The sequence below is a fragment of the Pelosinus fermentans DSM 17108 genome (assembly GCF_000271485.2).
GTDB lineage: Bacteria > Bacillota > Negativicutes > DSM-13327 > DSM-13327 > Pelosinus > Pelosinus fermentans.
Genome location: NZ_AKVN02000001.1, coordinates 4,489,178 through 4,513,047, shown reverse-complemented (window position 1 = coordinate 4,513,047; position 23,870 = coordinate 4,489,178). Strand labels below are relative to the sequence as shown.

Annotated in this window: 19 protein-coding genes; 18 read left to right on the top strand and 1 reads right to left on the bottom strand. The window is 47.3% G+C overall.

All coding sequences use genetic code 11. From position 1 onward, the window contains the following. Nucleotides 1-387 precede the first annotated feature (387 nt). The 6 genes from FR7_RS20720 (at nucleotide 388) to speD (ending at nucleotide 5,427) form a co-directional block, all read left to right on the top strand. The gene (locus tag FR7_RS20720) at nucleotides 388-1,281 is read left to right on the top strand and encodes a Rossmann-like and DUF2520 domain-containing protein (RefSeq protein ID WP_007932689.1); all 894 of its coding nucleotides are present in this window, start codon (nucleotides 388-390) and stop codon (nucleotides 1,279-1,281) included. Continuing rightward, nucleotides 1,278-2,117, top strand: coding sequence for a 3-methyl-2-oxobutanoate hydroxymethyltransferase (gene panB, locus FR7_RS20715; RefSeq protein ID WP_007932687.1), 840 nt, complete (start codon nucleotides 1,278-1,280; stop codon nucleotides 2,115-2,117). The genes FR7_RS20720 and panB overlap by 4 nt, the downstream gene beginning before the upstream one ends. 72 nt (nucleotides 2,118-2,189) lie before the next feature. Continuing rightward, nucleotides 2,190-3,035 (top strand): pantoate--beta-alanine ligase, encoded by an 846-nt coding sequence (gene panC, locus FR7_RS20710; RefSeq protein ID WP_007932686.1) that lies wholly within the window; start codon nucleotides 2,190-2,192, stop codon nucleotides 3,033-3,035. Nucleotides 3,036-3,039: 4 nt separating this feature from the next. After that, complete coding sequence (gene panD, locus FR7_RS20705; protein ID WP_007932685.1) at nucleotides 3,040-3,426, top strand: aspartate 1-decarboxylase; 387 nt, start codon at nucleotides 3,040-3,042, stop codon at nucleotides 3,424-3,426. A gap of 266 nt (nucleotides 3,427-3,692) precedes the next feature. After that, nucleotides 3,693-4,163 (top strand): NanQ anomerase/TabA/YiaL family protein, encoded by a 471-nt coding sequence (locus FR7_RS20700; RefSeq protein ID WP_007932684.1) that lies wholly within the window; start codon nucleotides 3,693-3,695, stop codon nucleotides 4,161-4,163. A gap of 451 nt (nucleotides 4,164-4,614) precedes the next feature. Continuing rightward, complete coding sequence (gene speD, locus FR7_RS20695; RefSeq protein ID WP_007932683.1) at nucleotides 4,615-5,427, top strand: adenosylmethionine decarboxylase; 813 nt, start codon at nucleotides 4,615-4,617, stop codon at nucleotides 5,425-5,427. Between the two features lie 145 nt (nucleotides 5,428-5,572). On the opposite strand, the gene FR7_RS20690 is transcribed toward speD, so the two are convergent. Next, on the bottom strand, nucleotides 5,573-6,454 hold the full coding sequence (locus FR7_RS20690; protein WP_007932681.1) for a LysR family transcriptional regulator: 882 nt from the start codon (nucleotides 6,452-6,454) through the stop codon (nucleotides 5,573-5,575). A 101-nt stretch (nucleotides 6,455-6,555) separates the two neighbouring features. Here FR7_RS20690 and FR7_RS20685 point away from each other — a divergent pair, with 101 nt between their 5' ends. The 12 genes from FR7_RS20685 (at nucleotide 6,556) to FR7_RS20630 (ending at nucleotide 23,868) form a co-directional block, all read left to right on the top strand. After that, nucleotides 6,556-10,320 (top strand): phosphoribosylformylglycinamidine synthase, encoded by a 3,765-nt coding sequence (locus tag FR7_RS20685; protein WP_007932680.1) that lies wholly within the window; start codon nucleotides 6,556-6,558, stop codon nucleotides 10,318-10,320. 193 nt (nucleotides 10,321-10,513) lie between these two features. Beyond that, entirely contained in the window at nucleotides 10,514-12,304 is a 1,791-nt protein-coding gene (locus FR7_RS20680; protein WP_007950186.1) for a vWA domain-containing protein, read from the top strand. Nucleotides 12,305-12,322: 18 nt separating this feature from the next. Beyond that, the gene (locus FR7_RS20675) at nucleotides 12,323-14,512 is read left to right on the top strand and encodes a hypothetical protein (protein WP_007932677.1); all 2,190 of its coding nucleotides are present in this window, start codon (nucleotides 12,323-12,325) and stop codon (nucleotides 14,510-14,512) included. A 99-nt stretch (nucleotides 14,513-14,611) separates the two neighbouring features. Continuing rightward, complete coding sequence (locus FR7_RS20670) at nucleotides 14,612-15,043, top strand: hypothetical protein (RefSeq protein ID WP_007932675.1); 432 nt, start codon at nucleotides 14,612-14,614, stop codon at nucleotides 15,041-15,043. Nucleotides 15,044-15,065: 22 nt separating this feature from the next. After that, complete coding sequence (locus FR7_RS20665; protein ID WP_007932674.1) at nucleotides 15,066-15,491, top strand: hypothetical protein; 426 nt, start codon at nucleotides 15,066-15,068, stop codon at nucleotides 15,489-15,491. Nucleotides 15,492-15,560: 69 nt separating this feature from the next. Then, nucleotides 15,561-16,013, top strand: a complete 453-nt coding sequence (locus FR7_RS24570) for a J domain-containing protein (RefSeq protein ID WP_007932673.1) — start codon at nucleotides 15,561-15,563, stop codon at nucleotides 16,011-16,013. A 12-nt stretch (nucleotides 16,014-16,025) separates the two neighbouring features. Further along, on the top strand, nucleotides 16,026-16,574 hold the full coding sequence (locus tag FR7_RS20655) for an FHA domain-containing protein (protein ID WP_007932672.1): 549 nt from the start codon (nucleotides 16,026-16,028) through the stop codon (nucleotides 16,572-16,574). Nucleotides 16,575-16,598: 24 nt separating this feature from the next. Beyond that, nucleotides 16,599-17,144, top strand: coding sequence for an FHA domain-containing protein (locus FR7_RS20650; protein ID WP_007932671.1), 546 nt, complete (start codon nucleotides 16,599-16,601; stop codon nucleotides 17,142-17,144). After that, complete coding sequence (locus tag FR7_RS20645) at nucleotides 17,141-17,956, top strand: PP2C family protein-serine/threonine phosphatase (RefSeq protein ID WP_007932665.1); 816 nt, start codon at nucleotides 17,141-17,143, stop codon at nucleotides 17,954-17,956. The genes FR7_RS20650 and FR7_RS20645 overlap by 4 nt, the downstream gene beginning before the upstream one ends. A gap of 48 nt (nucleotides 17,957-18,004) precedes the next feature. Beyond that, nucleotides 18,005-19,990 carry a PP2C family protein-serine/threonine phosphatase gene (locus tag FR7_RS20640; RefSeq protein WP_007932664.1) on the top strand — a complete coding sequence of 662 codons (1,986 nt, stop codon included), beginning with the start codon at nucleotides 18,005-18,007 and terminating at the stop codon, nucleotides 19,988-19,990. Nucleotides 19,991-20,066: 76 nt separating this feature from the next. Then, the gene (locus tag FR7_RS20635; protein WP_007932663.1) at nucleotides 20,067-22,706 is read left to right on the top strand and encodes an acetate and sugar kinases/Hsc70/actin family protein; all 2,640 of its coding nucleotides are present in this window, start codon (nucleotides 20,067-20,069) and stop codon (nucleotides 22,704-22,706) included. Between the two features lie 25 nt (nucleotides 22,707-22,731). Beyond that, complete coding sequence (locus tag FR7_RS20630; protein WP_007932662.1) at nucleotides 22,732-23,868, top strand: tetratricopeptide repeat protein; 1,137 nt, start codon at nucleotides 22,732-22,734, stop codon at nucleotides 23,866-23,868. The last annotated feature ends 2 nt before the right edge of the window (nucleotides 23,869-23,870 follow it).

The following is a 23,870-nucleotide window of genomic DNA, read 5'->3' as shown; positions in this document are numbered from 1 at the left end:
CCAAGATTTTCAGTTATGTATACTTGTCAATAAAGCATAATCATAGATACATAAAATCCTTGTGTTTTTATTATGGTTTATGATATTATCGTTTTGTAGTAAAAATGGCGAAGCGTTCTTTGGGTGGTATCAGTTATGAACCATACTGTAAAAAGAACTTGTTGCTATAGTATTCCACAGTTTCATATCGAATTATAGCCGCTTAGATCTTTTAATGGACTGAGACGGGAGGTTGCATAGGAAAAGTATGCCTTTCGGACAAGCTCCGGAAGGCTTTTTTATATTTTCTTTTCCTTTGGCTGCCAAGCAGTCTTGGAAAGTTTCTTTTAGGATCTCAAAGGATGCTCATCCTTTGCCTCTTCACGGCTATTAGGTAAAGGAGGAAATATGAAAAAACAAAAGCCGAAAATAGGTATTGTTGGAGCCGGGAAAGTGGGGAGTGTGCTGGCACGAGGATTATCTGATAGAGGGTATCATTTATCTGGAATTGCTAGTAATAGTCTAGAATCAGCAAGTCAGCTGGCTAGGGAATTGGGAGTAGGTACGAGAGTAAGAGCGGCCGATTTTATACAAGATGCTGAGATCCTATTCATTACAACACCTGATCGTTGCATTGGAGAAGTGACAGCACAAGTAGCCAGAGAGAATGGTTTCAAAAGAGGGCAAATGGTGCTTCACACTTCAGGATGTCTTACCGCGGAAGTACTCTTGCCGGCAAAAAAGCAAGGAGCATGGATTGGCTGTATGCATCCGCTGCAATCCTTTGCCAATAAAGAACATACTAGTGAAAGGTTAGCGGGCATATATTTTGCCTTAAGCGGACAGGCAGAGGTAATACAGCAAGCCGAAAAAATTGTGAATGATTTAGGAGGAACCAGTTTTCAGATTTTAGATACAGATAAGTCCCTTTACCATGGGGCTGCCTGCATTGTATCGAACTACACGGTTTCCTTGATGCACTGGGCAAGTCGGCTGTATGGAAAATTTGGCTTATCTTCGGATGAAGCGTTAACTGCTTTAGTGCCGCTGCTGGAAGGAACCCTGCAGAATATAAAGGAAATGGGAGTGGTTCAGGGTCTGACGGGTCCAATTAGTCGTGGAGATGATATTACGGTAAAGACACACTTGGAGGCATTTGAAAACGAAGTAGATAAGAGCTTATATAGTGAACTTGGGATGTATACTCTGGGGATTGCCTTAGAGAAAGGTACAGTTAACCAGGAACAAGCTGCAAGCATAGAAGAAATATTAAGAATTGATAACAGGGGGAAATCATCATGAGTACCAATGAAAAGATTACAACGACAGTGATTCAGCAGCGAAAAATAGAGGGAAAAGCCATTACCATGCTAACAGCTTATGATTTTTCTACGGCAAAGTTTCTTGATGATGCCCAGATCGACATGCTATTAGTAGGTGATTCTTTAGGAAATGTGATATTAGGATATGATTCGACTTTGCCTGTCACGATGGAGGATATGATTCATCATGGGAAAGCAGTATGCCGGGGGGCAAAAAAAGCAATGGTAGTTGTAGATATGCCCTTTATGTCTTATCAGGTGTCCGCAGAGCAGGCAGTAGCTAACGCAGGAAGGATTATGAAAGAAACAGGGGCCCAAGCTGTTAAACTAGAAGGCGGCAGCGAAATTGCTGAGGCAGTAAAAAAAATAGTCACTGCTGGAATTCCTGTAGTGGGGCATTTGGGTCTAACGCCTCAGTCAGTTCATAGTCTGGGCGGCTTTAAAGTACAGGGAAAAGAGGAAATAGGGGCGCAAAAATTGCTTAATGACGCCAAGATTTTAGAAGAAAACGGGGCTTTTGCTGTTGTCCTAGAGTGCGTACCAGCCTTACTGGCACAAAAAGTAACGCAGCAGCTCAATATACCAACCATTGGCATCGGCGCAGGGGTGCACTGTGATGGTCAGGTATTGGTTATCAATGATCTGCTTGGTTTGTATCCTGGGTTTACTCCCAAATTTGTAAAACAATATGCTGTTTTGCATGCAGCAATAGCGCAAGCAGTAGCCGACTATAAAAAAGAAGTAACAGAAAAAAAATTTCCCGCGGCGGAGCATAGTTTTAAAATATCGGATGGAATTTTAGAAAAATTATACTAGGCTTGGTGGACTACTATACCTCAGCTACGTGATGAGGTACTAAAGCAGCACGGGAAGAAGGGGAATGAAATCATGAGAATTATCGAAACCATCGAGGAAATGAAGATTTTTGTTAAGCAGGTAAAAGCCAGAGGCTTATCAATTGGCTTAGTACCCACCATGGGTTCCTTGCATGAAGGACACCTTACGTTGATGCGTCAAGCCAAGGAACAAAGCGATATCGTTGTAGTGAGTATTTTTGTGAATCCTACTCAATTTGGTCCTAATGAAGATTATACAAAATATCCAAGAGACTTAACGGGCGATAGTGTACAAGCAGGTACTGCGGGTGTAGATGTTATCTTTCATCCTCAAGCACAGGAGATGTATCCTAAGGGATATAGCAGTTTTATAGAAATTGATGGTATTACGCAAAAACTATGCGGTTTGTCTCGTCCGGGTCATTTTCGTGGAGTCGCTACTGTTGTGACTAAATTGTTTAATGTCATTCAGCCTGACATAGCCTTCTTTGGTCAGAAGGATGCTCAGCAGGTATTAGTGCTTCAGCGCATGGCTTCTGATCTAAATATGAATATAGTTATTGAGATTGTACCTATTGTGCGGGAAAAAGATGGACTTGCCATGAGTTCTCGTAATGCTTTCTTATCTGTTGAAGAACGAAGAGCGGCATTAGTGCTGTCTTCTAGCTTGCAGCTGGCCAAACAGCTTGTTACCAGTGGTGAGATAAACGTAGAAGCCATCAGGCAGCAGGTGATAGCAAGTATCCAGTTGGAAGAACTAGCGCAAATTGATTATGTAGAAATACACAGCTATCCGTTATTAGAGACTATAGACCAGATTATCGGTAAAACTCTTCTAGCCTTAGCTGTACGCATTGGGAATACTCGTTTAATTGATAATATCATTTTGGAGGGATAATTCTATGTTTATTACATGTTTAAAAGCTAAGCTTCATTGTGCCACGGTGACGGAGGCTAATCTTAATTATATGGGAAGTATCACCATTGATGAAAGCTTACTGGCAGCTTCAGGAATCCTGCCTAATGAAAAAGTGCAAATTGTAAATAATAACAATGGTAATCGGTTTGAAACCTATGTAATAGTCGGCGAGAAAGATTCAGGAGTCATTTGTTTGAATGGGGCAGCAGCCCGTTTAGTACAGCCTGATGACAAAGTCATTATTATCTCCTATGCCATGATGACGGAAGAGGAAGCAAGGAACTTTACCCCTACTGTAGTGATGGTGGGTGAAAATAATAAAGTTAAGGAAATCCGCGGCAGGGAAATCCATGGACAGCTTGCTGACTAAAAAAGCAGGAACAAGAGGCAGTGTAAACTGCCTCTATTTTTATAGAATTTATAAGTTTTGCAGATGAAAAAGAATAAGAATTTGAACCACAAAGGCACAATGCCGCTGCTGCGGCACACAAAGGAGAACACAAAAAATATAAATAATCCCTTTGTGACCTTTGTGCCTTTGTGGTTCAAATTTTTAAAAACTCTTCATTGACAGAGGAAAGGCAATAAAAATAAAGAATAGATATAAAATAGAGTTTAAAAAGGGAGGTTGCTAAGATGATTTATGGACAGTTAAAGAATTTTGAACAAGAGAAGGCTGCTTTGTCTCCTGCCTTGCAAAGAGGTTTGCAGTATTTAATCAATACCGATTTGTCTAGTTTGCCAGTTGGTAGGCATGATATTGAAGGGGATGCGATATTTGCCTCCGTTTCCGAATATGAAACGGAACCCAAAGAGAAAAGAAAACCGGAGGCTCATCAGAAGTATATTGATATACAGTATGTAGTTTCAGGGGAAGAAATGATTGGGTGTAGTCTGCTATCTTCAGAGTATGGAGTCCTTCAGGATGAACTGGAGCTAAAAGATTTGATTTTTTATCAAGGAGTACAGCAAGAGGTAGAACTGCTGCTAAAACCCGGGTTATATGCCGTGCTTTTCCCTAATGATGTTCATCGTCCTAATTGTACGCTGCATTCGGTAGCCAAAGTTAAAAAGGTAGTGCTGAAAATAGCCCTTTCTGCACTATAATCATTACTTTCCAGCTCAATTAAAATAAGAACTCTCGCAGATGAAAATTTGCTATAGAGTTCTTTTTTTATAGCTATTAAGAATACTTTATTGACAAAACACTATACTAAAGATAGGAGTGTTGCATCCTTTTTCCTTTATTTTTTAAGCGCAGCGGGATTCGAAAAAATACTATTTACAGCAATAAAAAAGTAGGCTATTATGTAGTACTAGAAGTACATTTTATTCGATGAATAAGCCGCTCTACGACTCCTATTTAAAGCAGGTGGGAGCCCTAGAGGGGCTAATTTGACGGATAAGTGGGACTTAGGTTGGGTGGTGAAACTCCATTTGACTAAAAAGTATTCTTTCGCATGATAAGTGTCAAAGCAACAAGGCTCCTAGCAGACGATGATACCGTACTGATTCAGGGCATGACTTTGAAATTGTACAACAAGTAAGGAGAAGAAATATGGAAATAAAGTCAATTAAAAAATTAAAATTGTATGGTTTTAACAACCTGACCAAGACACTTAGTTTCAACATGTATGATATATGTTATGCAAAAAGTCCGGAACATCGTCAAGCCTACATTGAATACATTGATGAAGAATACAATGCGGAGCGTCTTACCAATATTTTAACAGAAGTCGCTTATATGATTGGTGCGAACATCTTAAATATTGCAAAGCAGGACTATGATCCTCAGGGTTCCAGTGTAACCATGTTAATTTCAGAAGGAAAAATGGCAGTTGAGGCACCAGAGCTGATCGATCTGCAGGAAATTAAGTCTGATGCTGTGGTAGCCCATTTAGATAAAAGTCATATCACCGTACACACCTATCCGGAAAGTCACCCTGATAAGGGTATTAGTACGTTTCGTGCTGATATTGATGTTTCTACCTGTGGAGAGATTTCACCACTAAAAGCACTGAATTATCTTATTAACAGCTTTAGTTCTGATATTGCAATTATCGATTATCGAGTACGGGGATTTACCCGTGATGTTACAGGGAAGAAGTTTTATATTGACCATAAAATTAATTCGATTCAAAATTACATTGCTCATGATACTCGTGAGTTATATCAGATGCTTGATGTGAATATCTATCAGGAAAATATTTTCCATACCAAAATGATTTTAAAAGAATTTGATTTGGATAATTATTTATTTGGTACAGCCAAAGGTGAACTTTTGCCAGGTGAGAAGAAAAAAATCAAACAGCGCTTGAAAAAAGAAATGTCAGAAATCTTTGCTGGCCGTAATATTCCTAAAGTGAAGTGAAGTCATCTATGATCCATTAAAGAAACTCTATAGTGAGGTCACTGGTATATGACATTAACGCTTCGCCGTGTTACTTAACCTACGCTTTTAATGTCATATACCAGTGACCTATGCAAGGTGCAAATCTTTAGTCGATATTATGAAACTATAACAATTCAATAAATTTCTGTGCTGCAAGTGGAACTGGCAGATAATCATGGGTCATAATCCCTAACTCTCGCGGAGGTATATCAGTAGTGAGGGGAAGGGTAAATAATTGATTGTCAGCCAGTTCTTTTTGTATATATTCCTTGCTGATAAATGAGACCCCCAGTCCGATTTTTGTCAGTTCGATCATTAAGTCCACACTGCCTAATTGAATCTCAGGCTCAAATGGGAGATTATGCTGGGCGAACATAGAATCCAGGAAGGTCCTTGTGGTTGTATTCTTTTCTAATGTGAGAATAGGTAAAGCAGCAATATCTTTAAGAACCAGGCGTAGACTTTGCAGGTGAGCGAAAGCAGAACTGGCGACAAATGCGTCATGCAGCATTTTACATTTGCTGATGGTCATGCCCGGATACAGTTTTTCGGCGGCAAGATTAACCACACTAATATCCACTAAGCCTTTTTTTAATAAGTCCACACAAACAGGAGAGGGACGATTGGTAATATTGAGTTTGATTTTAGGATACAGAAGGTTAAATTGTTTAAAATAAGGAAGTAAGTAGTATTTGCAAATGGTATCGCTGGCACCTATTTTCAGCTCTCCTTGTTCTAAGGAATGCAATTCATTGATGCTGCGTTCACCTGTTTTTAGAAAGTGAAAGGCTTGCTCTACATGGGTAAATAAAAGTGTGCCTGCTTCTGATAACTGTACGTGTTTGGTACTGCGAAAAAAAAGTTTTGTATTCAGCTTTTCTTCCAATTGTTTTATTGCCTGGCTGACAGCTGACTGGGAGATGTATAATTCATTAGCAGCTGCTGAAAAACTTAAGTATTTGGCAACATAGTAAAACACTTTATACAGTTCAAAATTAACGTCCATATATAAACACTCCTTATAAGTTTTATTAATACTATTAATTATTATAATTAATCATAATATATTACAATAACAATAGCAAGACGATACTAGGAGGTAGAAACATGCCATTTGAAGTCAAACGAATTTTCGTGGAAAAAAGGCAGGATTTTGCGGTAGAGGCCAAGGGAATGTATGCTGATCTTACTCAGAATCTTGGCATTACAGGTTTGAAACATGTACGCCTTGTCAATCGTTATGATATATCGGGAATCAGCCAGGAAGAATTTGCAGAAGCTAAACAAAGTATATTTTCTGAGCCGACTGTTGATGATGTTTATGATGAAATACTCACCATAGTACCAGAAGATAAAATATTTGCAGTAGAGTATCTGCCGGGGCAATATGACCAGCGAGCTCATTGGGCGGCGCAATGCGTGCAAATACTAACAAAAACAGAAACCTTATCCATTCGTACTGCCAAAGTAATTGTATTACAAGGCAATATTACAGAAGATGAGTTTAAGAAAATAAAAGAGTACAGTATCAATCCGGTAGAAGCGCGGGAAGCTTCTTTAGAAAAACCCCGCAGTCTTGAACTAACAGTGGAAAAACCTGCTGATGTAAAGACCATTCCCGGTTTTATGACCCAATCAGCAGAAGAACTAGAATTGCTGTTAAAAGATATGGGACTGGCCATGGGACTAGGAGATATTGCATTTTGTCAGCAATATTTTCGTGATGTGGAAAAACGCAACCCGACAATCACAGAAATCAGGGTGTTGGATACGTATTGGTCAGATCATTGCCGGCACACCACTTTTTTCACTGAAATTGAAAATGTAAATATAGGAACAGGTCATTTTTCAGAGCCGATTGCTAAAGCCTATGATCAATATTGTAAAGCTAGATCCCTTGTATATCAGGATCGACAAAAAGATATCTGCTTGATGGATATCGCCGTGATGGGGATGAAAGAATTGCGTCTGCAAGGCAAGCTCACAGATCTGGATGACTCGGAAGAAATTAATGCCTGCAGCATTGTTGTTCCTGTAGATGTGGATGGCAGCATCGAAGAATGGCTGGTTATGTTTAAAAATGAAACCCATAATCATCCAACGGAGATTGAGCCTTTTGGTGGTGCAGCGACTTGTTTAGGCGGAGCCATTCGGGATCCATTATCGGGCAGATCGTATGTGTATCAAGCCATGCGTGTTACAGGGAGCGGTGATCCTCGTGCAAAGGTAGAAGATACGTTGCCAGGGAAATTGCCACAGCGCAAAATAACCTTGGGAGCTGCAGCAGGTTATAGTTCCTATGGAAATCAAATTGGCTTAGCCACAGGTCAAGTAGCAGAAATTTATCACGAAGGTTTTATCGCAAAACGAATGGAAATCGGCGCAGTGATTGCTGCTGCTCCAAAAGAAAATGTAGTACGCGAACGACCGGCAGTGGATGACATCGTAGTTGTATTGGGCGGAAAAACGGGTCGGGATGGCTGCGGCGGGGCAACGGGCTCCTCAAAAGAGCATACGGAGGAATCCCTGGCAACCTGCAGTGCAGAAGTACAAAAAGGCAATCCGCCTACGGAACGAAAAATACAGAGGCTGTTTAGAAATCCCAAAGCAAGTCGGATGATTAAACGTTGTAATGATTTCGGCGCAGGTGGGGCATCTGTTGCTATTGGAGAATTGACAGACAGCCTGGTCATAGATTTAGATGCGCTGCCGAAGAAATATGAAGGTCTGGATGGTACAGAACTGGCGATTTCCGAATCTCAGGAGCGTATGGCTGTAGTCATAGCACCTCATCATCTGGAAGAATTCATGTCCTATGTCGCAGCAGAAAATCTGGAAGCGGCAGTAGTGGCAAAAGTAACGAATACTGGGCGACTCGTCATGTTATGGCGGGGAATTCCCATTGTTGATATTAGCCGGGAGTTTTTAAATACGAATGGTGTTAAACAAAAAGTAAATGTACAGGTTATTGCTCCGGTAGAAGCCGAGAATTATTTTACTGCTGCGGAAAGTGAGATAGACAATCTGGAAACAGCTTGGCTTGATAATCTGCGTGATCTCAATGTATGCAGCCAAAAAGGTCTCGTGGAAATGTTTGACAGCACGATTGGTGCAAGTACGGTTTTAATGCCATTTGGCGGTAAATACCAAACCACACCGGCAGAAGGAATGGCAAGTAAAATTCCTGTCCTTAAGGGAAATACGAATACAGCCACGTTAATGACCTACGGATATGATCCCCAGCTATCCACCTGGAGTCCATTTCACGGTGCGGTGTATGCGGTTGTGGAAGCGGTAGCAAAAATCGTGGCTATGGGTGGTGAATATCACACCGTCCGCCTGACCCTGCAAGAGTATTTTGAAAGATTAGGGCAGGATGCGGTAAAATGGGGTAAACCTTTTAGTGCTCTTTTAGGCGCTCTTCATGCGCAAGAACAGTTTGCAATTCCGGCCATCGGCGGCAAGGATAGTATGTCTGGAACCTTTAAAGAACTGACGGTTCCTCCAACTTTAGTGGCTTTTGCCGTCAACGTGGTTCAAGCGAGTCACGTGATTTCTCCAGAGTTCAAAGAGATCGGAAGTCAAATCATACGAGTACCCTTAGTTCGTGATGCATATGAATTGCCAGATTTTCCTGTTGTGTGTCAGAACTATGCTAACATTACTCAATTCATAAAAGCTGGTCATGTGTTAGCCGCTCATACCATTAAAAGGGGCGGTTTAGCAGCCGCTATTAGTAAAATGAGTTTTGGTAATAAAATTGGCATGACCTTTACTTCTCCTGTATCACCCCAAGAGTTATTTGCTGCGGATTATGGTTCTCTGATATTGGAGATTCCTTCTGATATCTCTGTAAAAGAAGTTTTAGGTGAGATGAGTTATTCTGTCTTAGGTCATACAAAGGCACAACTAAGCATAGATATCAACAGTTATTCCATTGACCTTGAAAAAGCGCAAACTGCCTGGGAACAGCCTTTAACTAAGGTTTTTGCCACACAGACTGAAATCAGTAAGGAAAAACCGAAGCAGGAGTTGTTTGCCAGCAATGCGAAAAAAGCAAAACATTCTTTTGCCAAGCCTCGCATCTTTATTCCGGTTTTCCCCGGGACGAACTGCGAATATGATTCTGCCAAAGCATTTGAAATAGCAGGCGGCATCGTCGATACGATGGTCATTCGCAATCTCACCCCATCAGCAGTAGAAGAGTCTATAGATGAAATGGTCAAGTCTATAGAGCAATCTCAAATTATTATGCTGCCAGGTGGTTTTAGCGCTGGAGATGAGCCAGACGGCTCAGGCAAATATATTGCTACCATGTTTAGAAATCCCAAAATTAAAGAAGCCCTGCGGGAATTTCTATCACAAAAAGACGGCCTGATGCTGGGCATCTGCAATGGTTTTCAGGCTCTTATTAAATTAGGTTTAGTGCCTTATGGCGATATTGTTGATTTATCACCAGAGTGCCCTACGCTAACCTATAATCAAATCGGCAGACATATCTCTTGTATGGCAAACACGAAAATTGTATCTAAACTTTCTCCCTGGTTTCATAACATAGAATTAGGTGAGGTTCATACTATTCCCGTATCCCATGGTGAGGGTCGTTTTGTTGCCAGCAGTGCAGTGCTAAACAGCTTGCGGCAAAAGGGACAAATTGCTACTCAGTATGTGGATGAAACAGGACAGCCTACCTATGACATCCGTTATAATCCTAACGGATCTGTAGAAGCAGTAGAAGGAATTACCAGCCCAGACGGGAGAATATTAGGAAAAATGGGTCATTCAGAACGAATTGGCAATCAGGTAGTGAAAAATGTCCCTGGCAGCAAAGATCAACAGCTATTTGCTGCTGGTATTGGGTACTTTAAATAAAATAGAAAAAAAGTAAAAGTAAAAAAGACTACAATTTTTGATGATGTCCAGAAGGACTTGTCATAAATTGTAGTCTTTTTACTTTTCTTTACATTACAATTTTGTAAATAAATATATGATTTTAATAAAAAATGTTAAAATCTATACCTTTTGGCAGATGAAATAGGCATTAAAATGTATTATTGTATCAGTAATGGTTTATATTGGTAAGGAAAATGCTGGAAAGGAGGTGAAAAGCGGATTGATACAAACAAATTTTAGAAAGAATCCGGCGTTTCTTTTCCTTTTGCTGCTCGTACTGCTCATCTTTTTTTTGAACACCTCCCACAGCGTGACGGCGGCGGAAACAGTAAAAAAACATGAAGTCGTCTTCCTTCTCGATGTCAGCAATTCTATGAATACGACAGATGTGGAAAAACTCGCGCCGGATGGTCTGGAAGAAATTTTATATACATTGCCATCGAATTATTCAGTAGGCCTTGTTACCTATGGCAGTGAAGTACAGGTGGCAAAGCCGTTAGACGCCAAACGAGAACCAATTAGTGCTGCGCTGCGCCAGGTGAACTACACCGGTTATACGAACGCCGGGGCGGGACTGGAGAGAGCGTTGACGTTATTCAAGGATAGTACAGCAGATCAAACGCTGGTTTTGCTGACCGACGGCGAAATTATGTTGGACAACGCGGGCGCGACGCGAGTTTCCGAGGAGCAGTTCAACCGTGGGATGCAGACGGCTTCGGAGCGCGGTATCCGCGTCTGTACGGTTGCAATCGGTGATCCGGGCAACGTGCTGCAGGCAAATATTTACGATTCTGCCAACCGCCAGGGAGTGTTGTTTAACATTAGTGATGTCGCGCAGCTAAGCGACGTTGCCAAAAAGATTTTATATGAGGTATTCGGCATTGCCAAAACAGCCATCAGCAGCGGTGATCTGCAAAGCGATACGCTGCGCGTGCGCTTGCCGCTTGCACGCAGCGACTCAATCAATGGAGTGAAAATTCTCCTCACTTCCACTGTGCCGTTAGGCAATATCGGCGCCAGCTACACAGCCCAAAGCGGCGAAATTTTAGCCGGCAAACGATTTGCCGTCTTGAACCTGCAGCATCCGCAAAGCGACACGGCAGAGATTCGTTTCGGGTCTGCGGGCGGCGGAAATGTGCAGGCCGACCTGATTCTGGAAATGATTGCGTCGATTCAAGTGGAAGTGAAGAATACGACCCTTGGGCAATCGGAGCAAAAGACGGTCGAGGTGCGGCTGATTCCCGTCAGCGATGCAAATCAGAATCTGCATCTTTTGAATGACCCTTATTTTGAAGGAAAATCGGTCCGTGTAATGGCGGACGGTCAGGAAATCACGGCGGTGGTGGAGAAAGGAGCAATCCGCTTTTCTCTGCCAGCTGATAGCACACGCAGCGTGGCTGTGAAAGTCCGCTACGAAGATCTCGGTGTCAACATCATTGCGCCGGATACAACAACTGTGCAGATCAACCAACAGGAAGGATATGGGGAAATGATTGCGTTCGTTGGGGCCATTGCCATTGCAATCGCTGTGCTGGTCTGGTGGAGATCGCGAGAACCGAAACCGCTGCCGCCGGCTCCACCGCCCGCAAGCCGCTACGAATACGCCGGCAAACTTAAAATCTATGTCACTAAGGCGCCGGACGACAGCGACATCGCACCCATGGAATACAATTTGTACCGCCACTTCAAGAAAGAAGAAATCAGTCTGGGGGCACTTCTGGAAAACTGTGGACTTTCCTTAGTCCTGGACGGCGCGTATAAAGTCTTTTTCAGTCCGGGTGCCAACAAGGCGCTGGTTCTTACGAACAAGTCGGACTGCACCATTTTGAAAAACCGAGACTTGTTGGTGAAAGATCATAGCTGCCTCGTCTATTTCCATGAAAGAATTCATATTACGTTTGAGGACGAGCGCAGCGAACTGATCTTAGAATACAAAAATGTCAAGCCGTCTGAACGGCCCTAATGCAAAGGAGTGGACAAATTGGCTATTATTACGCAAACAAACCGGACCATGCTTTTAGAAGAGATCAATCCCGAGAAGCTCGACCTGCTCACCATGGTGGGCGATGTGAAGGGAATGGACAGCCTTAACGATGAGAAGATCAAAGAGATCAACGAGCATCTCTCGGTCAAGAGCTTTGACGAATTCTTGGAAAAATTCGATCCTGTCGTCTATTCCTTTTACAATGCCAACAACCAGCGCGTCATGTACACACTGAAAAAACCGGAAACCATTCCGGATGAACTGCTGACGGAAATCCATCTCAACATGCACAACGATTTTCTCAAGATGCTGCTGACGCTGGTGGAAACGAAGCGTTCGCAAGGACTCTTAAACGTTGATTTTAAATTTGAGAAATTGACCAATCTGATCTCGCCAGCCAAGGTCATGGAAGACATCCGCCAGATCAGAAAAGAAATGCGCTACGTCTACTCCGAATACGCGTTGCTTGAAGAAGGCGACCCGAAAAGACTCGACGTGGGCGACAAGCTGAACGTCATGTTTGAAGAAGCCAGCATGAACTACAACAATGTAATGGCCATGCTGCCGCTGGCGATCGAAGACATTAAGACGCGGCTGCTTCTGGGCGCGGGCGGCGACGGCAAGAACAATACGCCGCTTACCTTAGGCGTACTGTCGATGGGCGAGGAAGGTGAACTGAAGATACTTGAAGCGCCGAAACCGGAAACCAAAGCCCTGGCCACCCTCGACGACCAGATCAATCAGGGACTGATCACGGCGATTGAGGAGGACTACCAAGCGATAAACGAGGAAAATCACAATGACTATGTCAAGGCGCTCGTCGCTCGGACGTTCTGCCCGCTGCCGTCCACCATCGTATCGACCGTCGATGCGGAAAAAGAAATCGCCAACTACAACTCCTATCTGGAATTTTATAAAACCGCCAAAGACGATTTCATCAAAACAGTCAAGCCTCTTATCGAAAAAGTGCTGGGCGTCAGGTTATTCTTTGAACAATATCCGGCCAAGCTTAAAGGCATGCGGCCGACCCTCCTCATTACCAACGCCAGCAACGAAATGGTAGCCAAAGCGTCCAATATTCCTCGCCTGATCACCTTCCTCAACACGGTCAATGCGAAAAATGACTTCAACAATACGGTCTGGTATTCGATCTTCCCGTCCGTATCCCTCGATCAAAACTCCAAGATGAAGCTGACGCGCGAACGGTTCCAGGGCAACAAGATCGTCGAAAATCCCAACGTCAACAGCGTGGAATCGCTGGCCCGCATCCTCGACGTCATGAAAGACTATCGGGTGCAGTGCTTCTTCAGCTACGAGACGGGCGACAAGACGACCTTCAACTACATGGCCACGGAAGGCATCGACAAATTCGTCGAGCGCTGCACAAGCCTGACTGGCAAACCCTACAGTGAATTTGCAATCCCCTGCGTTCCGAACTTCACCATCGTGCCGAAGGACAAATCCGGTGTCGTGCTCGACAAAAAAATGTTCTTAAACGACGCCAATATGGCAGAACTATCTGGCGCCAAGGAAGACATCATGAAGCTGTGGATCGACGGCGTCTATATCGGCGCGGCCTTCGTCGCGGCAGGTCTGTACGCGGCCACGCAATGCCCGGAATACCTCAAGAAAACCTTCAAACGCAACGTTGACACCGAACTGCCCGGCGTGCGCTTTGACATCGAAGCCGGTGACCACCCGTTGCGTGTGCGGACGTCTCTGGCCAAAGAAATCACCGGGTTTACAAATAGTATCAAGGATGATATTAACCGCAAGAATTTTGGTTTCGTGTTCTCTTCGGAAAACGCTGCCTTTGACGGCCTGAACATTACGGACATCATGGTCTACAAGGCGCGCAACCTCCTCTACGACGCGGAGCTTGGCGTGTACGAGCCGATCTACAAGACACAGGTTACGACATACATCGAACGCGTTCTGCGCCACGGCACCGGCGATTTCAAACAGGACAACATCATCAAATTCTTCTCCAACAATCCGCAGAGCCAAAAGAGTCTGTGGATCGGCAAACGCGATAAGGTCAACTCGATCATCAGCGAAGGCGACGACATCAACTACGTCATCGACGAAGCCAACGGCATCTGCACGCTGGATATCACGTTCAACGGTAACGTGAAGAACCTTGAAATCGAGATCAACCGCCTGACGTCGGCGGGCCGGAGCGCGTAAAACGTTGTCCGAATGCCGGCGCGAATTTTAAAATGTATTTGCCATATCCGATTTGCGTCCGGCAAGTTTATATATAAAAAATGAAATGGAGGAATTGGTATGGGTTTCAGATTAAAGGTAACTGGCGGACCGGAGGAAATTGCATTTGATGAAAGAGCGGTCCTGAAGGCGGAGTTTTTCTCCGACTCGCCAAACGACTCCAATGCAAGAGCGACCGATGTGGCGCTCAGCATCAAAGTGTGGGGCAAAATGCTCTACTCCCTCGGCGGCAAAGAAGCCGACGCCACACTGAACGTGGCGAAATGGTCGCAGGTACCGAGTGAAAAGGCGGACTGCTACAGAAGCGCCCAGCTTGACATCGTCGCCGCCAGCCAGATGGTACGGCAGTACACGCTGCCGGACGCCTTCGTGATGGAATACAAGGAAGAACTCGACGACGAAACCGGCGTCGGCACCTTCTATCTCCACATGAAGCAGAAAAAAGACCAGAATGCCGCAGTGAAGCTTGACGGCGGCTTCGGGGCGGAATAAGCGAAAGGAAGGGTGAAACAATATGGCATTTAGAATCAAAATAGAGGGACAGGAACCGTTTGACATTCCGCCGGAATGCACCAAAAGCGTAAAATTTACGACGGAAATTCCACTCGACTCCGATGCGCGTACCAAAGATGTGGGCACGGGCCTCGTCATTATCGGAAAAATCCTCGCCGCCACTGACGGCGACCCAGATGACAGCACGCGCAAAATGGCATTGTGGTCCGTCGTACCGGCGGAAAAAGCCGACTGCTACCGCAAAGTCACCATTGAGCTGACCGCGGCAGGCGTAATCGAACGAAAATACCACTTTCCCAATGCGTTTGTCGTCGATTATCAAGAAGAATACGGCGATGTGGACGGCACAGGCACCTTCACGCTGGCGCTTCGCCAGAAGAAGGACAAGTTTGCGAACGTTACCGTAGAAGGCGGATACCCTGCCTAAGAAAAGCGAAAAGGCGTGTCCCGGTCGGACACGCCTTTTCTAAATTGACTGACGAAAGCGAGTGACAAAATGAATCTGAATCCTTATGCAATATTGGGAGTGTCAAAGGACGCTGGCGAAGACGAGATCAAAAAGGCGTACCGGAAACTTGCCAAAAAATATCATCCGGACGTCAACCGAAACAATCCGGCAGCGGAGCAAAAATTCAAGGAGGTCGGCGAAGCCTACCAGATACTAAGCGACAAACAGGCGCGCCGGTCCTACGATGAGGCAGCGCAAAAAACGGCCGCGGCGGCTAAAGAACCCCGGCGGCAGTCCACCGACACTTCGGACGGCGGCGCGTTTGACATTGCCAATATGGCGCAAGGCATGCAAGGCAGCTTTGAACGTTACTTCGGCATCGATCCGCAGACAGGCAAGGTTACGCGCGAGGAAAAACTCAACGTCAACGCCAAAAAAAAGAAGAACCCGCTCGATACGACAGCCATGTTCGAAGGCTTTTTTTCCGACTTCAAAAAGTGAGGAGGTGTATCAATGGACAAGAAAAAAAATATCGACCTGGCCATCGCGATCCTGTGCGGTCTGGTCGTCCTGATTGCACTGTACGGGATGGAAGACGCGCCCAACGGTTTATATATTGCAGTTTGCGCTGGCAGCGGTTTTATCACCTTCCTGGTCTTTTATCTGACGGCCGCCACCGAAGAGCGGGCCGCGCATGAGAGCAAGCCGGTTCAGGAGGGGGGCGCCATTACGGAACTGTTATTACTCAATGAAGAGGAAAACCCCATTGCTGCCTGGGATATGTTCTGCAAGACGGCCCTGGTAATTGGCAAGGACATCAAAGAAAACCATGTGGATATTAACCTGAACCAGAGCGTCTACGCCTCGATGATCGACATCGAGCATGCGGTTTTAAATTACGCCGACAACCACTGGTACATCGAAGATCTGGGCTCGAAAAACGGAGTCGTGCTGCAAAAAAAAGTCGACGACCGGAAATATAAGCTTGCCGCCGACCAGCCGTGCAAGCTGGACGCGGGCGACGTCATCATCGTCGGCCTGACCAAACTGCTGGCAAGATAAAACATTAGAGAAAGAAGGAATCGTATGAGCAATTTAATTCGCTGCCAAAACGGGCATATGTTTAGTTCCCGGCGCTACGGAACCGTCTGCCCGTACTGCAATATAGAGACGGCTACCAAAGAAAAAAAGGAAACCGGCCAGACGGACGTAGATGTGGAAGAACTGCTGTTTTTAGAAGACGTGCAGCCTGTTTGCGGCTGGATCGTTTGTATTTCGGGGCCGCGGCAGGGCAAGGACTACAAGATTAAAACCGGCAAAAACTTTATCGGCCGCGCTGACGATATGGACATTCAGATTCTCGGTGACAACAAAATTTCGCGCCGTAATCACGGCATCATCGTTTTTGACCCCAAGAAAAAAGAAATGGTGCTCTTACCGGGCGAATCGAACGGCATCGTCTACCATCAGGGTGACGCCGTCTATACGCCGAAAGTGTTAAATACATACGATGTCATCGAACTGGGCGACAGCAAATTCCTCTTTATCCCGTTCTGCGGCGAGCAATTTAACTGGGAAGATGTGAAGAAGCCGAAAGATACGGAAAACAGCAATGCGGGAGCAAAAGCATGATCCATGCACCGGCTGCCCTTATCCTCGTGCTGTCCATAGCAGTGATTGCCCTAGTCATTAAGCGGATGACGCTTACGCCTGCCTACAATACCAGAGTGGGTCAGTGCATGACCATCGGCGACCGCGAAGTACAGGAAGACGATTACGGCGTTCTAGCAAATCAGACGGGAACGCTGCTGGTGCTGGCCGACGGCATGGGCAGGAAATACGGCGGCAAAATCGCCGGGCGCGTCGCCGTGGAGACATTCGTGGACTTATTTAAAGAATACAAGGCGTTTGAAAAACCGCAGTATTACTTCCGCAAAGCCTTTCATGCAGCCAATCGCGCTATATTGAACAAGGTGGAAGACGGGCGCGGCTCGGCCAGCGTCGCCGCGGCCCTCATTGCCGACCATACGCTCTACTACGCCCTCGTCGGCAATATCAAAATCGCCGTCTATCACGGCGGCGACCTCGTGCCGGTCAGCGAAGGCCATACCATTAGCGTGCTGGCCCAGCAGAAATACCTGCAAGGACGTCTGGCAAAAAAAAGCGCCATCGAGCTCTTGGATCGGCACCGTCTGTATAACTTCGTCGGCCAGGACGGCTTTAAAGATATTGAATTTTTCAGCCAGCCGCTGCCGCTGCGCGCCGGCGACGCCGTTGTCCTTATCAGCGACGGCATCTACGAAACGCTGCTCTGGCGCGAGATCGAGCACGAGCTTGCGCAAGGCCGGGACGCGCAGCAGCAGGCGCTCCGGATTATCGAACGCGTTAACCGCAGTAAACTACCCAACAAAGACAATGCCAGCATTGTTATCTATAGATGTTAGACTTTGGCAGCCAAAATCCAGCGTCCAACGTCCATACAGGGGGATTCTATGAAAAAGCTGAACAGTGAATTTAAAACCGCATTTATATCGGAAGCCGGGGCGGCGCTGACGAACAACGACTATTTTGCCTTCGTCGAACAGGACGACTATGCCTGTTACGTCATTGCCGACGGCATTACAGACCTGGCGCAGTCGGAAAGCGCCCAAAAGGCGGTCGAGAGCGTCATCCTGCACTTTCAGGAACGTCCTTCACTGACGCGGCGGGCCTTGCGCGCCTGCCTGGAAAGCGCCAACCGCGATCTTCTGCAGGCGAATGGCCGCGAAGTGCTCAAGGCATCGGTAACCGTGATTGTCACCGACTATGAAGCCGTACGCTACGCTGTTGCCGGCAACACACGCTTCCGCCTGTATCGCGACGGCACGCTAAATACAAAATCAAAGGACATGTCCTTAAGCCAGGACCTGGTCGAAAAAGACGAAATCACGCCCAACGTGCTGTCAAGACACGAAGAAAGGCATAACCTCTATACCTACCTCGGACAAGAAAAAGATTTCCGTCCCCACATATCCGGCAAGCTGAAGCTCATGGATGGCGACATCGCCGTGCTGTATACGCGTGGCATCTGGGAAAACCTTGACGAGGCCGACATCGACGACATTTTTTCCGAGACGACTGACGATCCCCAGGAACCGCTGAACAACACCGAAGAAATGCTGCTGTCGAAGCAGCCGCCCAACCTTGACAACTACACGATGGCGGCCGTCTTTATCAACAAAATCTTCACAGACCCCAACCGCGATCGCCGTCGCAAACGCATAATCAAGATAACGATTATTGTCCTTATTGTGCTCCTCATTGTGAGTATTATTGCCTACGTCCTGTACAGTAGGCACAAAGACAAAGTGGACGAAATGAACCTCAGGGCGGACAGCACCATTGCCTGCATCCAGGATAACAACTACATCCGGGCCAGGGAAGAAGTAAAAAAAGCCCTGCAGCAAGCGGAAAATCTCAAAGACAAGGAAAAAATCCAGCAGCTTACTAACTATCTGCGGTTGATTGAAAGCGTGATCACGGCTGACGATGCCTATCAGAACCAGAAATTCGACGATGCGTATCAAGGCTATCAGACGGCACAGGAACGGTCTCGCTACGCCGATAAACTCGGCGAGGCTTACATTAACCGCCGGATTTCGAACGCTGAAGACAACCTGACAGTTGCCGACTTCATCAATCTCGGCGACAAAGCTATGGAACAAGGCGACCTTGGCCAGGCCGAAGTGTACTACCTGCGGGCCAAAGCATTTGCTGCCAAAATCCACGCCGCCGACGGAAAAGTACAGGCGCAGACCGCACTTGACAAATTGTACGACGCTAAACAAAAGAAAAAAGACGAACAGGAAAAGAAAGACAAACAAAGGTTAACTGGCGATATCAGTGATTTAATTACTCAGGGTGACACACTTTCAGAGTATGGCGATCTGGATATGGCCGAACAGAGATACCTGGCCGCGCGCTCTCTGGCAGCGGTACATTACGACGCTGACGGCAAAAAAGAAGCCCTGGCGGCGCTTGACAAGCTCGGTCAGGTCAGAGGCAAAGCGGCGGCGGCAGCGCAAAAAGAAGCGGAAAAACACGCCGCCGAGTATACGACCGCCGCCGCCCTCGTCGGACAGGGGGATGCCGCGTTCGCCAACGCCGACTACATCGGAGCGGCGGCCAGTTATAACGCGGCGCTGTCTCAGTACACAGCGCTCGGCGATACGGCCCAGAGCGCCATCCTCAGCGGCAAACTGCAAAATATGGCCGCCAAGCAACAAGCCCTCGACCAGCAAAGGGCCGACGCCGCGGCGACACAAGCCCAGGCCGGCGAACTCTACGCGCAGAAAGAATACACGGCGGCCAAACAAGCGTACCGCCAAGCGCAGCAGCTCTATCTGGCCCTTGGCAACCAGGCGAAAGCGGACGAGATCAAGACCATCCTCGACCGAATCGACGCCGACGCCGCGATTATGTCGGCGCTGCCGCAGTAACCGACGTCAGACCCTGAGCGCAAACGGATGGTTTCGCTCAAGTCCCAAGTCTGCTGTCTTATGGAGGCTATACTTTATGGATAAATACGGTTATACCTTGAATATTGATGGCAATGCGATCAAAAAAATGCAAAACTGCTATTATAAACGCGACCTGGAACTGATGACGGGGCATCAGCTCCGGGAAATCTGCCGGCGGGAAAAGATCATTCACGGAGTGGTAAGCCCCCTCGACAAGGACGATCTGATTCGCGTCATTCTCCGGTATCGCGGCGCTGATGAGAACCTTTTGATCAAAACGTATGATGAAGAAGGGTACGCGGCTTTGCAAAACGTGATTTCCAGGGTTCAGATCCACTACGAAACGGACATTCGGCCGGACTGCAGCGCCAAAATTGTCGTCTATGAAGGGCTGTCCCTCGACTATTATGACGGACTGACCATTAAATATCATGCCAAACTGGCCGGGACGAACGCCTTGATCGTCAGCGCCGACAATACCCTGTGCGGTATCCTGAATGTCGAGACGAAAGGCGGCGGCAAAGAATCCCTGTATCTGACCAAATCGGCCGGACTGCCCTGCAGTGAAGCCCAAATCAAGAACTACAGCCTGCTGTGCATGAACAAGGCGAGCTCCGAAATGTTGCACCGCATTTATAGCGGCGATTACGCCTATATGCCGCAGCACCTGATCGTCTATCGTGTGCCGCTTTTAGACTTTATGGTGAAAAAGCCGGTGTCGCTTACCATGCCGATTGCCATCGACTTTGGCACCACGAGTACCACGGCCGGCGTGTATTTGGACAGTCTCTATTTCGAGCGCACCAACATGGAGCCGGGACAGCTCGGTCTGCTGGAAAACGACGTCAATTACGCCGTATTCTACGATACCACCCAGGACTATCAGGAGACGACGCTCCTGCCAAGCGTGGTCGGCGTTCTGGCCATCAATGGCGGAACGGAGCCGGAATACCTGTTTGGCTATGATGCCGTAAAACTGGCCAATTCCAGCTATATCGACGAAGGCTTCTGCGTTTTCTACGACATCAAGCGCTGGATCGGCGACTATGAAAAGAGCGAGGAAATCATCGACAAACAGGGTCGGCGCGCTTTTGTCAAACGCAAGGATATTCTCAAAGCGTATTTCCGCCATATTGTCGAAGCCATGAAAAGCCGCTTTAAATGCGATATCCAGGCCGTACATATTTCCAGCCCCGTCAAACAAAAATACCTGTTTCAGGCGCTGTTCGCCGAAATCCTGCCCGAATACGCCGTGGAAAAAGACGATATGCTCGATGAGGGAATCGCCGTACTCTACAATACCATCTCCGAAATGATCACGCAAAAGAGCGCCCAGGAAAATACGACGTATAAAGCGCTCATCATCGACTGCGGCGGCGGCACGACCGACTTATCCTCCTGCAGCTTCCGCGTCAGCACGCAGCGCGTCTCCTATAAAATCGACATCGAAACCGCCTATGAAAACGGCGATACCGACTTCGGCGGCAACAACCTGACCTTCCGCATCCTGCAGCTTTTGAAAATACGGCTGTACAAAGCGCTGGCGCCGCGGGACCGTCAGGAGGAGATCCCGGACATCAACGACCTTTTGAATACCTTCGACCTCGACGTGTTCCGGTATGTGGACGAATACGGTCCGCATAAAATTTACGAACAATTCGACGCCGCTTACGCCGAAGCCGAAACGTTCTTACCGACCAAATTCCGCGACTGGGAAAAGCTCAGCCGCACCGAATACTACAAGGTGAAAAACAATTTCTATTTTCTTTTCTCTACCGCCGAGCGCATCAAAAAAGAATTCTACAATAAAGTCGGCACGCTGCGCGTCGGCCTGTCCTGCGACGAAAAGAGCGAACCGTCGGCCACCATGCTCTTCGTTGACAAATGGAAACTGACGGCGATGCAGGGCAAAGAACTCATAACCGTCAAGGCATTTCCCAAAGTGTATTTCAGCATCTTTGACATCATGCTCATTCTGCGGGCCGACATTTACGGCGTCATCCACAAATTTATGGACGAGATGTATGACAGCCACGAACTTGATGAATACACCATGATCAAGCTTACCGGCCAGTCCTGCAAAATCGATCTTTTCCGCGACGCGTTAAAAGAATTCGTACCGGGCAAGACCATCAAATTCAAACGCAAATCCGGTGATCTTTCCGACGATTTCGAGCTAAAAATGACGTGCATCGACGGCGCCTTAAAGTACCTCAAAGACAAAAAATACGGCTTTGCCGACGTCAAAATCACCAGCCGTACACCGGCGCTGCCGTATATTATCACCGCCTACACCCATACCGGCCGGGAAATTGTCCTGATCCACGGACTGCAAAAGGGCAAAAGCTGCGGGCATATCTCGCGCAATATGGACGATCTGACCCTGAAGCTCTATCTCAAGGACATGAACGAAAAGGTACGCTATAATTTCACTTACGCCTGTACGTTAGGCGAATTTTGTGCGATGGAATACGAAAAAATCTGCGAAGTGTACGGCGTCAATATCCCCCAGGACGACGTCGACAGCATTGTCGACCGCGAAGTGAAGTTCTTTGCCTGGACGGAATCGCGCCGTTGGGGATTTCTCGTCCTGCCGGTCTATCGCGACGGCGAAATCCTGATGCTGGGACGCTCGCAGTTCTTCAGCTTCGAAAGCGACGCTTGGGTGGAGAATTTCTTCGACGGGACAAAATGACAACCGACGCATAAGGAGGGTATCGATGAAAAAAGCAGCCCGATGGATGGCGGCACTCCTGCCGGTGATTGTCGTGCTGGCCGCACTGCCTCAAGCGCAAGCGATAAACATCAGCCAGGACGACGTAAAGAAAATTGCCATCGCCGGTACGGCAGTGGCGGCGGTAGAAAAAATGAAAGCAAAAGCCAAACCTCCGGCAGTGCCGAAAACGCCCCAGGTGGATATTCCCGGTGCATCGCCGGAAAAACCGGCGGCCAATAAAAAAGAAGCCAAAAAAGCAGCCAGTGAAAAAGCCGATGCCGCCAAACAGGCGGCCGACGAGGCATTTGGGCAGGTAGAGGCCATGGCCAAAGCCGGCGACATCCAGGCACAGTATATCTTAGGAATAGCATACTATACCGGCCGCCAGGTAGAACCAGACGATAAGGCGGCGGTCGAGTGGTGGCGCAGGGCGTCCATCAGTGGCCACCCGGACGCCAGCGCCTATGTGGGGCTTGCCTATGCCGAAGGCTTCGGCAATAGGCCGAAAAGCCCGGCGGAAGCCGAGCGGCGTTACCTGCGGGCCGAACAGGACGGCTCGGCGCTGGCCAGCGTGCTGCTGGGCATTGACGGCTATAAAACGAACATGCCGGCGGACAAAGCGGTGGCTGTGAAGCGGTTCCGTACGGCGGCGCAGCAGGGCAATCCCCAGGCGAAAGACTTTCTTCAAAAAATTGGGCAGAAAGGGACGGACGCCAAACTGGACTTTGGCGAAAATCTCGACTGGAAAAAAGAAGCAGAAAAGACACCCCTAACCGAACTCTATACCCAGGCGGGCACCAATGCATTCTGGGGCCGCCTTGTCGCCCAGGACTACGCGGCTTCTGTCCGCTGGTGGCAACTCGCCGCCAGTCAGGACTATGCGGCGGCGCAGGCGCTGCTGGGAACGGCGTATTACACTGGACGCGGTGTGGAGCAGGACGAAAAAAAAGCGGTTGCACTTTTAAAAACGGCGGCGGCCCAAAACGAGCCGCTGGCTCAGTATATGCTGGGCAAGGCCTACCTGGCTGGCAATGTGGTGCAGAAAAACAAGGAACTGGCGCTCAAGCTTTTCCGTGCGGCCGGCGCAGCCGGTATCGCGGATGCACAGCAGCAAGCGGACAGGCTGGAGAAAGAGGGATAGAC